This is a genomic window from Paenibacillus sp. GXUN7292 (assembly GCF_050864975.1).
GTDB lineage: Bacteria > Bacillota > Bacilli > Paenibacillales > Paenibacillaceae > Pristimantibacillus.
The window spans coordinates 77,614-95,053 of sequence record NZ_JBOZWO010000004.1 but is presented as its reverse complement, the minus strand read 5'-3'; the positions used below and the strand labels follow the sequence as shown (position 1 = coordinate 95,053).

Here is a 17,440-nt window from a genome sequence, read left to right as displayed (position 1 = left end):
AGGGTGGAGAGAATATGGAGCATCTCGTAGTCGAAAATCTTAGAACAGTAAAGCGCGAGATGGAAGCGGCGTGCCATGCTGCAGGCCGGAACATTGAGGAAGTTAAGCTTTTGCTGGCGACAAAAACCGTTACATTGGAAAAGCTGAAAATTGCGATGCAAGCGGGTGAAGTGCTATTTGGCGAAAATAAAGCCCAGGAGCTGCGCGGCAAATTCCCGCTTATGGAGCAATACAATAAAGTGGAGTGGCATTTTATCGGCCATCTGCAGACGAATAAGGTTAAGGATGTTGTTAAGTATGTGACGATGATCCATTCCGTTGATCGGTTGAAATTAGGTCTGGCCTTGCATCAGCAGTTGCAAAAAGAAAACAGGACGATGGATATTTTAGTACAAATCAATACGTCCTATGAGGAGAGCAAATTCGGCGCACCGCCAGAGATGGCTCTCGAGCTGGTGGAGCAATTAGCACAGTTTGATACATTGAACATTAAAGGCTTGATGACGATTGGAAAACTCAACGCCACAAACGATGAGACGAGGCATTGCTTTCGCTTGCTGAGGTCCATTCAAGAGCAAATTATAGGCAGAAATTTCCCTCGTGTTGAAATGGACGTTCTGTCTATGGGAATGTCAGGCGACTTCAAGGTAGCTATCGAAGAGGGGGCTACGATTATTAGAGTCGGGACAAGCGTATTCGGGCAGCGCTATTTGCCTGACAGCTATTATTGGAATGAGCATGCTCGAATTGACGATTAAATGAAATAACATAAAGCATTTATCCTAAAAAACAGGGGGAAATACAAATGAATACAGGTACAGATACAGTAAAAAGAGGCATGGCAGAAATGCAAAAAGGCGGCGTCATTATGGACGTTATGAATGCGGAGCAAGCTAAAATTGCAGAAGCAGCCGGCGCTACAGCAGTTATGGCGCTGGAGCGGGTGCCTTCCGATATTCGTGCGGCCGGGGGAGTTGCCCGTATGGCTGATCCGACGATTTTGGAAGAGGTTATGAAGGTTGTTTCTATTCCAGTTATGGCCAAGGCGCGGATTGGCCACTATGTAGAGGCAAAAGTGCTTGAAGCCTTAGGAGCAGACTATATCGACGAGAGTGAAGTGCTGACGCCAGCGGATGATATTTTTCATATTAGCAAAAAAGAATTTACCGTTCCTTTTGTGTGCGGGGCCAAAGATCTTGGCGAAGCGCTGCGCCGCGTACAGGAGGGAGCGGCTATGCTGCGCACGAAAGGGGAGCCGGGGACAGGCAACATTGTCGAGGCTGTGCGGCATTTGCGCCTGGTGAATGGACAAATTCGCAAGGTGCAGTCGCTTTCCAGGGATGAGCTTTATCATGAAGCCAAACAGCTTGGCGTTCCGTATGAGCTGCTGCTCAAGGTACATGAAACTGGCAAGCTGCCAGTCGTCAACTTTGCTGCGGGCGGCGTAGCGACGCCATCCGATGCTGCCTTGATGATGCATCTGGGCGCTGACGGCGTATTTGTAGGCTCAGGCATATTCAAGTCTGATAGTCCAGAAAAGTTCGCACGCGCGATCGTAGAAGCTACAACACATTATGATGACTTTGCATTAATTGCAAAAGTATCGAAAAACTTGGGAACACCGATGAAAGGAATTGAAATATCAAGCTTGAGAGAGCATGAGCGAATGCAGGATCGCGGCCAGTAAATAGTTGTAACATAAAGAGCTGCTTCTATTGTAGAAGCAGCTCTGCGAATTTATAAATACCTTCTTCGATTTGTGATTCATCAACCTTGGCAAAGCCAAGCACCCAGCCTTTACGATTACTCTCAAGGCAGTATGTGCTGAGCGGATACACGCGTATGCCCTGCTTGAGCGCCTCGTTCGTAACCGATTCCTCATCAAATGACTCCTCTGCCTCCAGCAGCATATGCAAACCAGCTTCTACGCCGCTTAATCGAAAACGATCAGCCAGGCCAGTTGCGATAATCGCTCGTGACATCGCTTCATGCCTGCGGCGATAGATGTTGCGAACCCGCCGCATATGGCGCATGAAATGACCGCGGTCAATGAAATGAGCCAGTGTTATTTGCTCCATAATAGGAAGATGACGATAGGTCAGTTCGTGAATATGTCCTAATTGGCGGATGGCAGCCTTTGGTCCAACAATCGCCGACATGCGAATACCTGGTGCAACCATTTTGGAGAAGCTCATCATATACAAAGTATTGTGCGGCTGCTGGCTGAACAAGGTGGGCAGCGGATCTCCTCGATATCGGAATTCACTGTCATAATCATCCTCAACGATCCAGAATTGCTTCGACGCTGCCATATGAAGCAGCTGCTGCCTGCGCGGCTCCGTCATAATGACGCCTGCGGCACATTGATGGGAAGGCGTAACAAAGGCAAGCTTCGTTCGCGGGTCAATTCGATCCACTTGCAATCCATATTCATCTACAGGCACAGATACGACATTCATCCGCCTGTTATTCATCGTAATCCAGGCAGCTGGAAAGCCCGGATCCTCAACAGATACGACATCGCCTTCATGTAAGAGCGCCTGTGCGATCAAATCCATGCTATGCTGTGCACCCGATGTAATCATGATTTGATCGGTATGAACATGAATGCCGCGTTCTAGCGACAAATAGCGCTGAATTTGCTCGCGCAGCGGCAAATATCCGAACGTGTTGCCATAGGACCAGACGGAGACATCATTTGCAGCAGCTGCTTTATTAAAGGCATGCCGCCAGTTTTTTTGAAATTGCTCGTCCAAATAAGGCTCATGCGGAGTAAAGTCGATATGAACAGGGTGCTCAGGCTTTCCTCGAAACCAATTTTGAAATTGTCCCAAGGCATCCTTCAGATCAGGCAGCTCGGGCGATGCCGGCTCTTGCTCGGAATTGGCGTCCCTGAAGCTGCTCAAATATGTCCAATCGCTTATTCTTGTTCCGCCCCGCCTTGAAGTAACGGTATAACCCCGGCTAAACAGCTCTTCGTACACAATCTGGATAGTGGAGCGGGATACGCCAACTTGCTCAGCGAGCTCACGAGTAGGAAGCAGCAATTCTCCAGGCGGCCATTTGCCGGTTGTTATATTATGAATGGCTTGGTCCAGCAACTGCTGCCAAATCGGTCGTTTGTCGCTTCGATTCACTATAAGCATAAAGCTCGCCCCCAAGCAGAACTAATGGATACATTAATCATACTTGGCTTGATACTATCATGCGGCTGCTGCTAAGGCAATCCTTAATCGGCAATCGCTTGATCGCGACTCGTTTCCTCAGAACGGTACATCGCTTCCACAACGGCAATGATGCTGCGTGAATACTCCATCGAAGCGCTTGGCGCGATACCTTCCTCTATGTATCGAATTAAATCATTAAATTGCAGGACGAAGGGTGGAGTGGAGTGGTCGACAGTGACTTCTTCATATTTTTGATCTTTGCTGATCCATAAGCTTTCACTTGTGAGCAGCTTTAGCTTTCCGTCGGTAAATATAATTTCTGTCTCATTTTTTGATGCGCCTTTATAGCCGGATTGGCATATCGTTGCTGGAATGCCGCTTTTTGTTCTCACCCATGCAATACCGCTTCCTTCGATATCGCCTTTGCTTCCGTAATAGCTTACGGATGCTTTTGCTTCTACAATTCGGCTTCCAGTGAGCAGTTGAATTTTATCAATGGAGTGCGAGCCGAGATTCATGAAGATGCCTCCGCCGGCTTTGTTTTTTTCGAAAAACCATGCAGGCCTTTTATCCGCGTAATAATTAACATGTCGCGTATCTTGGATCATAACGAGCTGGCCCAGCTCTCCGGAATCAATAATAGCTTTGGCTGCCAGATTTTCCGGGATATAATGCTGCGTATGTCCGATCATCAATTTGACACCTGCAGCTTTTACTGCCTCAATAATATCGTCACATTCTGCCGCGTTCATTGCCATAGGCTTTTCCAATAGGATATGACAGCCTTGCGAAGCAGCGAATAAGGCAGCCTCCTTATGAAGGAAATGAGGGAGCGTAATGACTGCGATATCCGGCTTTTCTACCTCCAGCATCTGTTTGTAGTCTGTATACGGCTTGATTCCATATCGCTGTGCGACATCATTTGCTCTCTCCTGAGACAGATCAGCAACGGCAACCGCCTGCAGCTGATCCATCATTTGACATGCCTCGAAATGCTGCGCTGAAATACCTCCTGCACCAACGACTGCTACTGTATAACCCAATTTTTACTCCCCACTTTCTAACGAAGTTTGCTGAGTTTCTGGCTGCAAGTCTCTACTTTCTGACTCTATTGTAACTGCCCGTACACAGCTCGACAATAAAAGCGTATGTCTTTAAGTAGTCTTAAAGGCAGTATGAATACGGATAAGATATGCTTGTGTTAAACTGTAAGGAGGTACACACGGTTGAAAACTGCGACAAGTACTTTGCAACGACAATGGTTTATTTTGTATATAAGGGTGAAAACAACTATGTCTGAATCGAAGGCAATCTATTTGCAAAAGGTGAAGTTCAATAATATATCTAATGTATTGTACAAAATATGGGAAAATGAGGCCGTGTCGAGAATTGAGCTGGTGCAGCTGACGGGTCTCACTTCAGGCACGATTACAAATTTAACGCATGAGCTTATCACATACGGGTTGATTAAAGAGTCGGAGGCTGTTTCGGAATCAGTTGGGCGTAAACGTGTTAATTTGCGCTTTGATAATAGCCGGTATTTTATTATTGCTCTTGATATTAGCCGCACATCGATCGGCGCAGCTTTGAGTGATCTTAGCGGGCATATTATAGAAAAAGTAGAATACAGCACGGAGGGGATGGGCGATCCAGAGGAAGTGCTGTCTTTGGTAGAGCCATTTGTTCATAAGTTATTGAAGCAGGTTGTATTGGATAATCACAGTATTATTGGTATTGGCGTAAGTATACCGGGACCGATGGATCTGGCTGCAGGCAAGCTGCAAAGCCCTCCTAATTTTGGAAATTGGGCTCATTATCCCATTCGTTCAGTATTGGAGAAGAAATTTGGCAGGAGAGTCATCATTGAGGACGATTCGAGAACGTCAGCGCTGGCTGAACGATGGCTCGGCATTAGCAAAGACGGAAAAAAAGGCAAAAACATTGTATTCGTATCGATGGGTATGGGAATAGGTGGGGGTATTATCCATAACGGTCATGTATTGCGGGGAACAAACGGTTTGTACGGTCAGATTGGACAGATGAGCCTGATGCTGGATGCGCCTGCAGCTGGCATTAGTCCCAATCATGGCTGCTGGGAGGACTTGGCTTCTATTCCCGGGATTTTGAGACGGTGGGGTAACGAGGGAGACATTACAGTTTTTATGGAAGAGGTTGGAGAGAAGAAGCCAGCGGCGGTAAAGGTGTGGGAGGATACACTGCGTATGCTGGAGGCAGCACTAGTTACTTTGTATAATGTGTATGATCCTGATGTTATTGTGCTTGGCGGCAAGCTTTACCCATACATAGCTCCCTATATAGATGCTGTAACAGCAAGTGTGAAGGCGCGCGTGCATGAATTTATGGTCGATCGTATTCGAATCGAACCGTCTTCGTATGGCAACGAGCAAACATTGGTTGGCGCAGCAGCGTTAGTGCTGGGCAATCTGCTTGATCATCCGCAGTGGATACTAGAAGGCTGAAGACAGGGCACAGATCGCAGACCATAGAACCTAGACATAGAATATATTACACAGATCATAGAAAGCAGAACACAGATTCATAGAATACATAGAGAGCAGAACACATTTAAATGTTAGTAGATTTAATTTTAATATCCGTATTTTCATTAGATAAGCACAAGTGAGTACGTTTGGGCGCTCTGACGAATGCTGGAATAGAAACAAGTGTATCTTCGTACGACCTGGTGTAACCTGGTAGGGGTAAGCCTGTAAAAGTGCATCATTTTTTTAGAATTGACTCAGTTTGAAGAGGGGACCCTGCAAATATACATAATTTTTTTCTTTTTTATCTAAAAAGGGATTTACACCCCTATAAATCCTGCATAATCGCAGAATTTTGGGCTGATAGCAACAAAATGGAGAAATATAATGTATTTTCGCTTCATTATTGGAACCCAAAGTTGAAAAGTTCAGGTTCTACATACGAAATCTCCTTTTTCCTTTGGTAGGCTTATCGAAAAAAGACGCTAAATGCATTTCATGCATCTTTTCCTTTTAGAATTCCAAAAAAGCCAATTTTATCAAAACTAACTACATGAAATCAGTATAGAAGGCATAGGGGCGTAGCTTACTTGATGTATTCTACATGAACATGAGCTAGAACATTAACATGAATATGAACTTGAATATGAACTTGAATACGAATATACCAGGTGCCGTTAAGTGGTTAGTCAATGATAAACTAAAAAAGCCCTCCTTAAACTGCAGCTCACACTGACGTCTAAGGAGGGCTTATCTTGTTAGGAATGGATGGCAGGTTTTTCATTAATAAGCTCTGCGATACGCTCGCACGCATCCTCAGGGCTTTCAATATTCATCCACATCAGCTGCATTTCATCTCGTATGCGCTCCATTTGGCTAATGGACAGATGGAGGTCGACAAGCGGCTTGGCGTAAGGAAGGATTTCCTTAAAAATATTGTAGTCCTTAGGATGTATTTGCGGATTAAGCAGCTCATCGTTTTCGGCAACCTGCTTGCGGGCCGGGATCGTACAGCCCATCTGCTTAATCAGCGTCTGCGCTTCTTCGCGAACCATATAATCGACGAAGCTTTGGACGAGCTTGATGCGATTGCTATGCTTATTAATGCCAAGTCCGCCGCCAAGCAGCAATGTGCCTTCCGTACGCTGCTTTGGAACAGCACTTACATTCCATCTGATTGAGCTGCCTCTGAATTCGTTCATAAAGTAGTAAGTAGTGAGTATCATTGCAACTCTTTCTTTAACGAAGATCGTCTCGGCAAGAAATTCGCTGCCATGGGAATAGATGGGCGAAACTTGATCCTTATACATCAGATCGAGACAGAACTGCAGAGCTTCAATCGTGCCGGGATTGTTAATCGTGCAGCTGCCATCCTCGGCGGCCATGCTGCCTTCGTTCTGCAGCATAAATACAGGCCAGCGATGCTGGGAGGAGGAGAAGCAAAATCCGAAATGATCGATTCGATTGTCGCCATCCTGATCCATCGTGCATTGCTTGGCAGTTTCCAGCAGCTCTTGCCAGTTGGCGATAGAGAATGGCTCCTTAATGCCTGCTTTCTCGAATAAAGCTTCGTTATAGCAAATGACGACTGGCGAAAACAAGAAAGGCGTCATAATCGTTTCGCCATCATACTTGAACAAATCGAATATTTGTGGATAGCTGTCAGTCTCCGGATTCAGATGATCCGAAAGATAAGGGTGCAGCAGCTCCGTCTTGTTTATATCCAGCAGCTGCCGATATTGGCTGTCCGATACCATGAAGACGTCCGGGCCTTCGCCGCTTTCAATCATATGAACAAGGGTGTCTATATAACCGGCTTCAGAAATGATAGTCAGCTCGACATTGGCAAATGGCTGCGACGCTTCATACTTTTTAATGATTTCACGAACAATATCAATCTCGTATGAAGAAGAGAACCAGGCCAGCTTGATTGTTTCTTTAACAGCCAGGCCATTTTGCGGAGCGATGACTCGATTTCCTTTGCCGGAAATTTTTTCAATAAGGCCTTCTTCAACTAATTCGGCCAGCACTTTGCGAACGGAAACACGACTAAGCTCATATTTCTCACTAAGAGTGTTCTCAGGTAAAATAAATTCATCTGGTTTAATCGTTCCGCTTAATATTTCGCCGCGGAGATCATCTTTAAATCTTTGATATCGTACGGTGAAATCATCTTTTCTACGTAGCACAATTAACCCGCTCCTATACTTTGAATCAGCTTCCTTCTATTATATACTAAAATCTTCCTGCAACCAATGGTCTAAAAAGCGGTAGCTTTGCTCACGGATAGAGGCCGGGAAATCATGCCCCTCATTGCCTAGCAAGGAAGTATAGCATTCCGCTTTGCCTAGCCATTCATATAATCTGTGAACGTCCAGAGAAGCGAAGGCAGCTGCTTGCCAATTTGGAAAAATACGATCATTTTGTGTAAACCAGTTGAAGATCGGCTTGGGAGCAGCTAGTGCCATAATTTCGTGATATTCGAATGGAATCTGATTCTTATTAATATCATCGGTCAAAGCCGGTATATGTGAAAACCAATCCCGCTGGCCCCAGCGGTTCGGTTCAGGGTCCTGCATAAAGGGGCAAAATCCGCAGCTGGATACGACTGCTTTGATGCGATTATCAACCGCCGCCAGGAAGTAGGCATTATATGCGCCTAACGAATGCCCGATAGCGCCGATCCGGCTGCTGTCGACAAAAGGGAAGGTTTGCAGCAGCTCGAGGCCTTGCTGGTGATCGTGAATCATTTTGCCTACAGCTGTGGATTGAGGAAAGGCTTTATAGAAGGGAGCTGTTTGAAATGCTTCTGCTCCTTCATAAATCCTTTCGCCGGCTGTTATCGTATCTGGCGCCAGCACGACGTAGCCCCGGGCTACCAGTTCCAGCGCATAACGGCGATTGTCTCTGCCTTGCTCAGTAGCAATATCCGCCTTGCCAAGCGCATCGGTAGGGTGAAGGGCAAGGATCGTCGGATATTTCTTCTGTGCGCCATGAAGCTTGACGCTAGTGCCTGGGACAAGCAAAAAGGCGGTCACCCGGTCGCCAAAGCCAGTATCATAAGATAAATGCAGCCTAATATGGTCCTTTTCTTGATGCTCGGAATGAATCGTATAGACGGGAGCAATCAATTCAGGCATATAGCCAATATATTTGTTCCAAATATGTGCAATCCGGCTGCGCTTTTCATGCCAAGCCTCCGCGTCAGGACAATTATCAATCAAGCGGGGGAAGGTATGCTCCGTCAGCTCAGACAGGGTATAGCCCATCGTAATTTCACCTCATTCAAATCGTATAGCTCCACAAATGCGTGGAAATTGCAAAAAATAATCGTTGCTTATATTTGACGAAACCTGCCGTAATAATGCCTGGCGGCACGGCCAGCAGCTCTGGCTCCAGCGTAGCTAAAGAAATAGTGAAAATACCTTTGCTCAGCACGCCGTAAATTTTATTTTCCTCTTTATCCAGCTGCCAGCTTTGTCTGACGATGCTGCCCCATGCGGATAAATCCTGTTCATAAAGAAGCTGCTCATTCGCGGGATCCCATACCATATATCTAGAGCATGATGTTAACGTATGAATTCTGCCAAGTCCGTCAACCAGCAGCATAGAGTATTCGCGAATACCGCTGCGCAGCGCCCAGCGCTTATGGACTTCCAGAGTACGCCAATTCAGCTGATAAATAAAAGCTGTATCGGAAGCCGGCTCAGCGCCGCCGGGTGTTTCTACACTTGTTCCACCGATAATAAAGCCTTGCGGCATCTCGGAAAGCGCTACTGTACTTTGCTTAGCTACCAATTGATCATGCTGCAATACGACTTCCTTGCCAGTTGGCAAATGATAGATTGCCAGACCGCCGCCGACCATGCCATAGCCTGGAAAACCGCCATAAGCAATATGCTCTCCGTCACTGAGCGCGACAGCGCTGCGCGGACGATGTATCTCTATATGCTCTGTTACGCATTTTGGATTGCGCCCAGCAGCATTGTTATTTTCAATTTGAAGCGGTTTTGAAGTGTCTATCAAGTGAAGCCTTCCATGAGTATAGGCGGCTCCAGCGATTATATTTCCTTGCACAGCGTAAGCTGCTATATTGCCGCCTGCGCCGTGTTCGATAGCTTTAGCGCCCCAATTTGTTGCCGCTGGCTTCTTTTCCTTTGGATCAACGGAAAAGAAATGCAGCGGATGATTGGAGGTGCCGTAAATAATTTGATCGGGTCCAAGCACGAGAGGCGATAGCATAGCGCCATTGGATTGGTATTGAAGCTTTATTACTTTTACATCCTGTGTTTGATCGTTTTTCAAAATGAGCTCATAGTCGGACAAGCTATGCGATATGAGCTTCCAATTGCCAGGCAGCTGTCTGTGAAATTTACCAAAGCTGCTGCCATAATAGAGAGAGGGAGGAAGATTAAGCTCTTCTATTTTTTCGCCAATAATCCCTCCCTGAAGCCGAAACCATTCATCGCCCATTTGAGCGAAGACCTGGTTGTTTGGGCCTTGCCGGACAAGTCCGATTCCATTGTCTTGATATTGCTCAGGCAGAAGCTGCGTAATTTGACCGCTTCTTTCGGGGGGCAAAGCCATTATATTTTTCTGTACCGTCCCAGTTCCTACGTATACCCAGCCATCCTTATCGACTGCCATATGGGACGGATACTTTTGTTCACTGTCAACGCTGCCTAATGATTTGAATGCTTGTGTTGAAGGATTATATTGATAAAGCTGGCTGCGCGGATAGGTCGTCACATAGATCAGCCCATCTGCGCTTTCGGCATAGCTGAAGCCGCAAAGCTCATCTGCAGCATCGGTTTGCATAGCGGCCACATATTCCAGCTTGAATGGATCGAAAGCATAGAACATAACGCCTGCGCCAATATACAGCATACCTTTGCTGCAGCTGAACGTATCATAGGGATAATCATCATGCTCGTTAGGAAAGGGAAGTTGCCGGCACTCGCCTGATTCAGGCTGGACGACGACCAGGAAGCCCTTGGCAGCAATAACGATACGGCTTTCTCCTTGTAAATTGGTGCATACCGCTGCTGTCCTGGATTCAACAGCATCGACTGGAATGCCTAAATCAACAAATTCCATGCTGGCAACCTCTTTCTTCATTAATGTTTCTTATAATAGCGGACGACCTTGCGGATCGCCGCAATCGTCTCTTGAATATCTTCGTCGCTATAAAACTCGCTAATAGGCACTTGTACTGCAGTGCGCAAAATATTTTCGGCCTCCGGGCAATCTCCGCGGTTATACTGAATATCAGATTGGTCAAATGGGAAATGACTGCCCAAGTAGGCTTGTTTATTTTGGAACATAGGCTGCATGTACACAACGTCAGGAATATAACCCATGCGATTTGCAATGCCTTCTGCAGAAAGAGCTTCACAAAACTGCTCGCGTGAGCAGTTCAAAGCGCCGTCTTTCATTCTGAACATATAGAACCAGTAGGTGCAAGTGCTGTCTGCAGGAATTTTCATTACAGTCAGCTCATCCAAATCGCGCAAGCCTTCATTTAGAGCTTCACCCAGCACGTTTCTTCTTTCGCAAATCCAAGGCAGCTTTTTCAGCTGTGCTATGCCGACAGCGCCCTGCAACTCTGTCATGCGGTAATTGGGCGCCAGGCTGCTTGGAGTCCGGTTCAGATCGTTGCCCATGCGGCGATAGTTTTTATCTGCGAAAGCATGGGTGCGATGATAATCATCTTCAAGGCCGGAGTTTACCGTGACAATACCGCCATCGCCTGTGGAAATATGCTTGAAATCATTTGTGCTGAAGCAGCCGTAGTCACCGATTGTGCCGACAAGCTTTCCTTTATAAGTCGTTAAATAAGCTTGTGCGCAATCTTCTATAACTTTCAGATTATATTTCTTCGCTATTGCCATTATAGGATCCATATCGCATGGATTGCCAGCAAGATGAACAACAACGATTGCTTTTGTACGAGGAGTAATTCGCGCTTCAACAGATTTGGGATCCAAATTGTACGAATTCGGCTCTAAATCTGCAAAAACAGGTATCGCATTTTGATATAAAATGCCGATCACAGTACCTTGATCTGTAATTGGGCTGGTAATAACCTCGTCGCCAACAGTAACACCGGCCGCGCCTAGCGCTACATGAATAGCTGCTGTGCCTGAGGAGGCGGCTACACTATAAGGCACTTGGTACATAGCGTTGAAATCAGACAAAAATTGCTGAACCTTGTGGCCGAAATGATAGAAGAGCGTATTTTGCTCCAAAGCTTCAGCTAATTGCTTTAGCTCTTCTTCTCCAAAACGCTTGCCTGTGCCAAATGGCGTAGTTTTCGTTTTTTGTCCGCCTAAAATAGCTAGAGTATTATCCTTCTCCACGTAAGTCACCTCATCCTATTTAATAACAGTATGGTTGAATTTTAGTTAATGATTGTTTTTCTGCAAGGCAAGCCGTAAATCAACGTCAGCTCGCTCTGAGCGCTATTATCGAGACCGGAAATTACTGGCGTCCACACGACCGCATTGCTCGCTTGTGCCGGGTTAAGCACTTTAATTTCACCATTATCGCTCACGCTGTTGATTTTCAGCTGGCGCTTGGCCTGCGTCCAATCCGTAATTTGTTTTCCGGTCCAGAATACAAAGCCTGCGGCTTTTGATTGTTTAATAACAGAAATAATGGCTTCTCTTACTTTAGGCTGCTGCAAAATATGAACCTGATGAAACAGGAAGTGGGCAACCCCGTTCACTTGCTTCACTCCTTCGAGAAATGGCGCAATGACACTGCTGTCTGCCAGCGTGCTATGATCCAAATCCTGAGTGAGGAAGCCAATTTCCAAAACGTTATACATCCGGTTTTTTTGATCGGACCATGCAATCGGATAATAGGGGTGGCAGGTGCCGAATGTAAAACCGATATTGCCTTTTTTACTTGGCCCGCGTGATTGGTCAGAAGCGATATTATAGCGTTCGCACCAGTCGAACAGCTCGCCCCAGCCTTCAAAGCGCGTATAGTGATTTTTATTTGAGGTTACTTCAGACATATGAGCTGCTGATTTCAGCCAGTTCAGCTGTCTTTCAAACTCCTGTTCGTCCCAAAACCCTTTGTCCAGAGGAAGTGCATTATAATGGAATGCTACCTCGTGACCGTCTTCTCTCATTTTATCGTATATATGTGGGGAATAGCCCGGTTCGATCATGCACCAGGTCGACTGCACATTTTCTTCTTTTAAAACCTTCATCGTAATTTCAGCCGATTCATCGATATTATGATCGCTGTCATGCGAGATCATAGCAACCTGCTCGATTCCATCCGGCCAATAGCCGATAAACGGGATTGTCAGGCCTTGCTTGGCAGCGGTATGAAGCAGATGCCCAATCCATGCGTCTCTCCAAAAATCAGCGTAAGGATAGGCAAAATAGGACATGCCTGACGCAGTTGCAAGGCGATCGTATTCCCAGTCCTGCTGCAAATCATCGTCAGCTTTCAAAATCCAGTCATCTACCGCACCTGTTCCGTCTGGAGCAGGGATGCCATCCGTTACGATCGGCACAGCTCCTTGCTGCAATCTGACTACAGCCGCCGGAATATCGATTGCCCAGCGTTCAAATCGGCCATTGCCAACCGGAAAGCTGTTTAATACAGAACCTGCATGCTTGCCATCGGGCTCATGCTCATGAATACTTCCGATAGCCTCTCCTTGCCCTTGAAGCTCCAAAGAAGCCCAAGGCTTGTAATCGAATCCGCGAAGCAGGGGAGTGGATTCAGCTAGCCATGCAGCTTTTAGGTTGGCATATCCTGTTGTAATTGCCCTTGCAGGGCGAAAGCCCAGCCGATTAGCAAATGCAGAAAGATTGGCAAGCGAGATGACGATACCGCCTTGCTGCATGTAATCCCATACGAATTCTGCATCATCCTTGCTTTCGCTTGGAAGTGCAGCAATGACGATATCAAGCTCTTCAAGCTTAATTTGCGATGCGGAATCAATAACAGCAAATGCAATGCCTCTATGATTCAGCACTTCTTGAATATAATGTTGAAAGACGTTGACGCCATAGCGGTGTCTATGTTCCTCAGCTTCTTTGTCTATCCATACTCCTATTCGAGCCATAGGCATCGTTGTCACAACCTTTGGATTTGATGATAAAAAATATGTTGGGCTTACAAAGCCCAACATATTTTTTGAATAATGCAGGCTTACTTCCAGATACGCTCTGTGTAGCCGCGAGCTTTGATTTCAGCGTTGTATTCAGCAATAATTTTGGAGCCGCCGCGATCCATATATTCTTTCACTACAGTATCCCAATCAGAGATAGGGCGGTTGCCGGTAATCATTTTGGTTTGCTCGTTCATAAGGAACTGTTGCAGTTCAGCGCCAACTTCTCTTTCAGCAGGTGAAATAATGCCTACATGAGGTGGATAGTAAAGCTTGAATTTTTTGTTAATATCAACTAGCTGCTGTGTAGCTTCCTTCAATTGTGGAACGGCATAAGCATTCGGATATTCAGGGTCATCATTAGCTGTGATCCAGTTCGTGTTGTCAAGGAAGTACAAGAATGGCTCCGTACCTGCTGCAGGATCATTTAGAGCAACACGCACTTTGTTCTCATCAAGCTTGTAGCCTACACCTTCATTACCGTAGAACCAGTCAAAGTCTTTATTGTCCGAAGAGTTTTTGGACGGCTGGTAGTATTGACGAGAGAAACCGTGAATTTCTAGCATTTTGCGAACTTTGTCCGGGTTGTCAGCAAGCTTGGCGTTAATTGCAAGCATTTTGGCGAAGCCGGTGCCTGCTGTAAAGCCTTGAGAACCGTCTGGTGCTTTGAACGGCTCAAGAACAACAAATTCAGCGCCTGTGTTAATTTCTAGTAGTGCTTTCATGTAGTCTTGGGACATACCGCGCGGCGCAATTAGGAATACGCCAGCTTTGCCGGAGTAGAACTCATTGTTCGTGTCAGCCCAGTTCACAACTGCGAAATCATTTGTAATCGCTTTTTCTTTGTACAGATCGTTAAAAAATTGAATCAGATCTTTTCTGCCTTCGGAAATTAAACCAGGGATATAGTTGCCTTCAGCATCCTGGTGATACCAAGTATCATGCTGCCAGTAAGGTCCCATAGAGAAGGTAGGGTTAATGTCTTGACCCATTGCCAGACCGTAAGTGTCGTTTTTATTGTTTTTATCCGGGTCGTTTTTAGTAAACGCGATCGCTACTTCTTTCAGCTCTTCGTAGCTAGTTGGAACTGGTAGGCTCAGGTTATCGAGCCAGTCTTTACGTACGAAGAAGGATTGCGATTCTACCGGCGCCCAAGTAGGGATACCGTAGATTTTGCCGTCAATTGTGAATGGAAGCCACAGCTCATCCGGAATTTCCTTCAAGTAGTCAAACTCTTCGATGAAATCGTTAAGCGGTAAAAATGCTTTTTGGTTCGCCCAACGGTTGAATAGATCCATATTCGTATTACGGAAAGCGATTTGGTCCGGCATGTTGCCGCCAGCAACCATGGCTGTAATTTTTTCTACAAAGTTTTCGTTAGGTATTTTTTCTGCAAAATAATCAACGTTGAATTTTTCATTCAGCATTTGCTGGCCGCGGCCGTCTTTTGGCGGCGGATTGCCGAAGATGTATGTTGCACCGGTAATTTTGTATTTTTCTTCAGGTTTTTTGGTTTCTTCAGGTGCTGCCGAGCTGCTTCCTTCGCTGGCATTTGGCGAGCTTGAAGGCGCTGGTGCCGGCTTGGATGAACAAGCTGCTGTAAATACCAGCGTTGCTGCTGCTGCAAGCATAAGAGATTTTTTAAACTTCATTGTCTAGATCCCCTCCATTAATTTGTAAGCATAATGTTTAAACCTGATAAAACATGTTTCAAAGTATAGGGATACGGTGATTTGCTCTTGCAAGGCTGAACGGCATTGCCGTTGTTGGTGTTAACCTTTTACCGAGCCGATCATCACCCCCTTGGCAAAGTGTTTTTGTACAAACGGGTAAACTAATAATATTGGCAATGTTGCAACTAGAATGGCAGCCATTTGTATCGTTACAGGAGGCGGCGGATTTTCTAGCATTAGCATGACATCAGAGCCTATCGCGGACGTTGTTTCGTTCAAAATAACGATTTGCCGCAGTACAACTTGAATCGGCCACTTGGCAGCATCATCAAGGTACAAAATACCTTCAAAATATTTATTCCAATAGTTAACGGCGTAGAAAAGACCGAATGCAGCCAATGATGGTTTGGATAGCGGCAAAATAACGGACCAGAACGATCTTAGCTCGTTAGCGCCATCAATTAAGGCAGCTTCATTAAGCTCATTTGGAATGCTTAGGAAAAACTGACGAATAACGATAAGATTAAATGAGCTTATTGCCGTTGGAATAATAAGGGCAAAGATGCTGTTCATAAGCATCGTTTCTTTAACGATTAGATACATGGGAATCATTCCTGCATTAAACAGGATTGTAAATACTACAAGCAATAGCATGACGCGTTGACCAAGCACGTTGCGTGTAAGACCGTATGCCATTGTAGCGGTAAGCGTCAAGCTGATTGCAGTACCGATAGCAGTAATGTATACCGTCACCCATAGGGAACGGATAAAGTGACCGGATGCAAATATAGTTTGATAAGCTTCGCTGGCCCAATGCGTCGGCCATAATATAAACTTTTTTTGAAGGACGTCCTGCAAAGATGAGAATGACACAGAGAATATGTGTACAAATGGAATCAGCATTAAGGCTGCTATAATTGCCAGGACGATAATATTGATAAAATCAACGACTCGATCCAGCCCTGATTTTTTATTCATGAATGTATTCGCCTTCTTCCTACTTCTACTCCAAATTCAGGAGCAGTTATTAATATAAACCGTCTTCTCCAAATTTCTTGGCCAGTCGATTTGCGCCGACTACAAGAATAAGTCCTACTAATCCCTTGAACATGCCTACAGCAGTTGCAAAACTGATATTGCCTTGCTGAATACCTTTAAAGTAAACATAAGTGTCAAGCACGTTTCCGGAGTCCATATTAAATGGATTTAGCATTAGGAAGATTTGCTCGAAGCCTGTTTCCATTACGTTGCCTAGTCTTAGAATAAAGAGAATGATAATAACGCTGCGAATGGCAGGCAAAGTAATATGCCATAGCTGTCTCCAGCGCGATGCGCCATCAATGACGGCTGCTTCGTACAATTGCGGATTGACGCCTGCTAGTGCAGCAAGGAAAATAATCGTTCCCCAGCCGGCTTCTTTCCAAATAACTTGAAGAATGACGATTGGCTTGAAGAAAGCCGGATCCGTCAGGAATGGAATCGTTTCCAATCCCATGCTGGTAAGTACTGAGTTAATCAAACCTTCTCCACGCAGGAACACCACAAATATTCCAACAACAACTACCCATGATAAGAAGTGAGGCAAGTAAACCATCGATTGAATAAAACGTTTATAGGTTTCGTTGCGAAGTTCGTTAAGCATAAGTGCGAGAATGATGGAAACTGGAAATGCAACAAAGATTTGCAATAACGATATTTGAATCGTATTGTTAAGCACTCGGATTACTTCGGGACTGTCAAATAGATGTTTGAAGTGCTTCAATCCTACCCAATCACTGCCGGTAAAGCCGACAAACGGATTGTAATCCTGAAAGGCTATAACTAGCCCGGCCATTGGAATGTAGCGATATACAATAAAGTATAAAATTCCGGGCAGCAGCAAGAGATAAATAAATTTTTCCCGCTTCATTCTGTTTACTAATTTTGTCACAATAGACCCACCTCTTAATACCTGTATTTTACCTG

Annotated in this window: 13 protein-coding genes; 3 read left to right on the top strand and 10 right to left on the bottom strand. The window is 45.5% G+C overall.

Translation table 11 applies throughout. The features are described 5' to 3' along the window. The first annotated feature begins 14 nt into the window (after nt 1-14). Nucleotides 15-758, top strand: coding sequence for a YggS family pyridoxal phosphate-dependent enzyme (locus ACRRU2_RS05745; RefSeq protein WP_331698380.1), 744 nt, complete (start codon nt 15-17; stop codon nt 756-758). Between the two features lie 47 nt (nt 759-805). Beyond that, nucleotides 806-1,687 carry a pyridoxal 5'-phosphate synthase lyase subunit PdxS gene (gene pdxS, locus ACRRU2_RS05740; RefSeq protein WP_331698379.1) on the top strand — a complete coding sequence of 294 codons (882 nt, stop codon included), beginning with the start codon at nt 806-808 and terminating at the stop codon, nt 1,685-1,687. Nucleotides 1,688-1,712: 25 nt separating this feature from the next. Here pdxS and ACRRU2_RS05735 read toward each other — a convergent pair whose 3' ends face one another. Both ACRRU2_RS05735 and ACRRU2_RS05730 read right to left on the bottom strand, forming a co-directional pair. Further along, nucleotides 1,713-3,146: a PLP-dependent aminotransferase family protein gene (locus ACRRU2_RS05735; RefSeq protein ID WP_432500365.1), complete on the bottom strand. Its 1,434-nt coding sequence runs from the start codon at nt 3,144-3,146 to the stop codon at nt 1,713-1,715. An 83-nt stretch (nt 3,147-3,229) separates the two neighbouring features. After that, complete coding sequence (locus ACRRU2_RS05730) at nt 3,230-4,210, bottom strand: Gfo/Idh/MocA family protein (RefSeq protein ID WP_432500364.1); 981 nt, start codon at nt 4,208-4,210, stop codon at nt 3,230-3,232. Nucleotides 4,211-4,393: 183 nt separating this feature from the next. On the opposite strand from ACRRU2_RS05730, the gene ACRRU2_RS05725 reads away from it, so the two are divergent. Next, nucleotides 4,394-5,647, top strand: a complete 1,254-nt coding sequence (locus tag ACRRU2_RS05725; RefSeq protein ID WP_432500363.1) for an ROK family transcriptional regulator — start codon at nt 4,394-4,396, stop codon at nt 5,645-5,647. Nucleotides 5,648-6,426: 779 nt separating this feature from the next. Here the strand turns inward: ACRRU2_RS05725 and ACRRU2_RS05720 are convergent. From ACRRU2_RS05720 to ACRRU2_RS05685, 8 genes are all read right to left on the bottom strand, one after another. Next, a complete protein-coding gene (locus tag ACRRU2_RS05720) occupies nt 6,427-7,857 on the bottom strand; it encodes an extracellular solute-binding protein (RefSeq protein WP_432500361.1) in 1,431 nt (476 codons plus the stop codon). A 39-nt stretch (nt 7,858-7,896) separates the two neighbouring features. After that, on the bottom strand, nt 7,897-8,937 hold the full coding sequence (locus tag ACRRU2_RS05715) for a dienelactone hydrolase family protein (RefSeq protein ID WP_432500359.1): 1,041 nt from the start codon (nt 8,935-8,937) through the stop codon (nt 7,897-7,899). 16 nt (nt 8,938-8,953) lie between these two features. Beyond that, a complete protein-coding gene (locus ACRRU2_RS05710) occupies nt 8,954-10,765 on the bottom strand; it encodes a hypothetical protein (RefSeq protein WP_432500358.1) in 1,812 nt (603 codons plus the stop codon). 20 nt (nt 10,766-10,785) lie between these two features. After that, nucleotides 10,786-12,027, bottom strand: coding sequence for a DegT/DnrJ/EryC1/StrS family aminotransferase (locus tag ACRRU2_RS05705; RefSeq protein ID WP_432500356.1), 1,242 nt, complete (start codon nt 12,025-12,027; stop codon nt 10,786-10,788). Nucleotides 12,028-12,068: 41 nt separating this feature from the next. Further along, the gene (locus tag ACRRU2_RS05700) at nt 12,069-13,763 is read right to left on the bottom strand and encodes a hypothetical protein (RefSeq protein WP_432500354.1); all 1,695 of its coding nucleotides are present in this window, start codon (nt 13,761-13,763) and stop codon (nt 12,069-12,071) included. Nucleotides 13,764-13,843: 80 nt separating this feature from the next. Further along, nucleotides 13,844-15,454 carry an extracellular solute-binding protein gene (locus tag ACRRU2_RS05695; protein WP_432500352.1) on the bottom strand — a complete coding sequence of 537 codons (1,611 nt, stop codon included), beginning with the start codon at nt 15,452-15,454 and terminating at the stop codon, nt 13,844-13,846. 120 nt (nt 15,455-15,574) lie between these two features. Beyond that, nucleotides 15,575-16,453: a carbohydrate ABC transporter permease gene (locus tag ACRRU2_RS05690; protein WP_331698369.1), complete on the bottom strand. Its 879-nt coding sequence runs from the start codon at nt 16,451-16,453 to the stop codon at nt 15,575-15,577. Between the two features lie 49 nt (nt 16,454-16,502). Then, nucleotides 16,503-17,384, bottom strand: a complete 882-nt coding sequence (locus ACRRU2_RS05685; protein ID WP_432500465.1) for an ABC transporter permease — start codon at nt 17,382-17,384, stop codon at nt 16,503-16,505. Nucleotides 17,385-17,440 lie beyond the last annotated feature (56 nt).

Coding starts and splice junctions, on each gene's coding strand:
- ACRRU2_RS05685 (WP_432500465.1), bottom strand. CDS start 17,384: ATGAAGCGGGAAAAATTTATTTATCTCTTGCTGCTGCCCGGAATTTTA.
- ACRRU2_RS05735 (WP_432500365.1), bottom strand. CDS start 3,146: ATGCTTATAGTGAATCGAAGCGACAAACGACCGATTTGGCAGCAGTTG.
- ACRRU2_RS05710 (WP_432500358.1), bottom strand. CDS start 10,765: ATGGAATTTGTTGATTTAGGCATTCCAGTCGATGCTGTTGAATCCAGG.
- ACRRU2_RS05715 (WP_432500359.1), bottom strand. CDS start 8,937: ATGGGCTATACCCTGTCTGAGCTGACGGAGCATACCTTCCCCCGCTTG.
- pdxS (WP_331698379.1), top strand. CDS start 806: ATGAATACAGGTACAGATACAGTAAAAAGAGGCATGGCAGAAATGCAA.
- ACRRU2_RS05690 (WP_331698369.1), bottom strand. CDS start 16,453: ATGAATAAAAAATCAGGGCTGGATCGAGTCGTTGATTTTATCAATATT.
- ACRRU2_RS05745 (WP_331698380.1), top strand. CDS start 15: ATGGAGCATCTCGTAGTCGAAAATCTTAGAACAGTAAAGCGCGAGATG.
- ACRRU2_RS05700 (WP_432500354.1), bottom strand. CDS start 13,763: ATGCCTATGGCTCGAATAGGAGTATGGATAGACAAAGAAGCTGAGGAA.
- ACRRU2_RS05695 (WP_432500352.1), bottom strand. CDS start 15,454: ATGAAGTTTAAAAAATCTCTTATGCTTGCAGCAGCAGCAACGCTGGTA.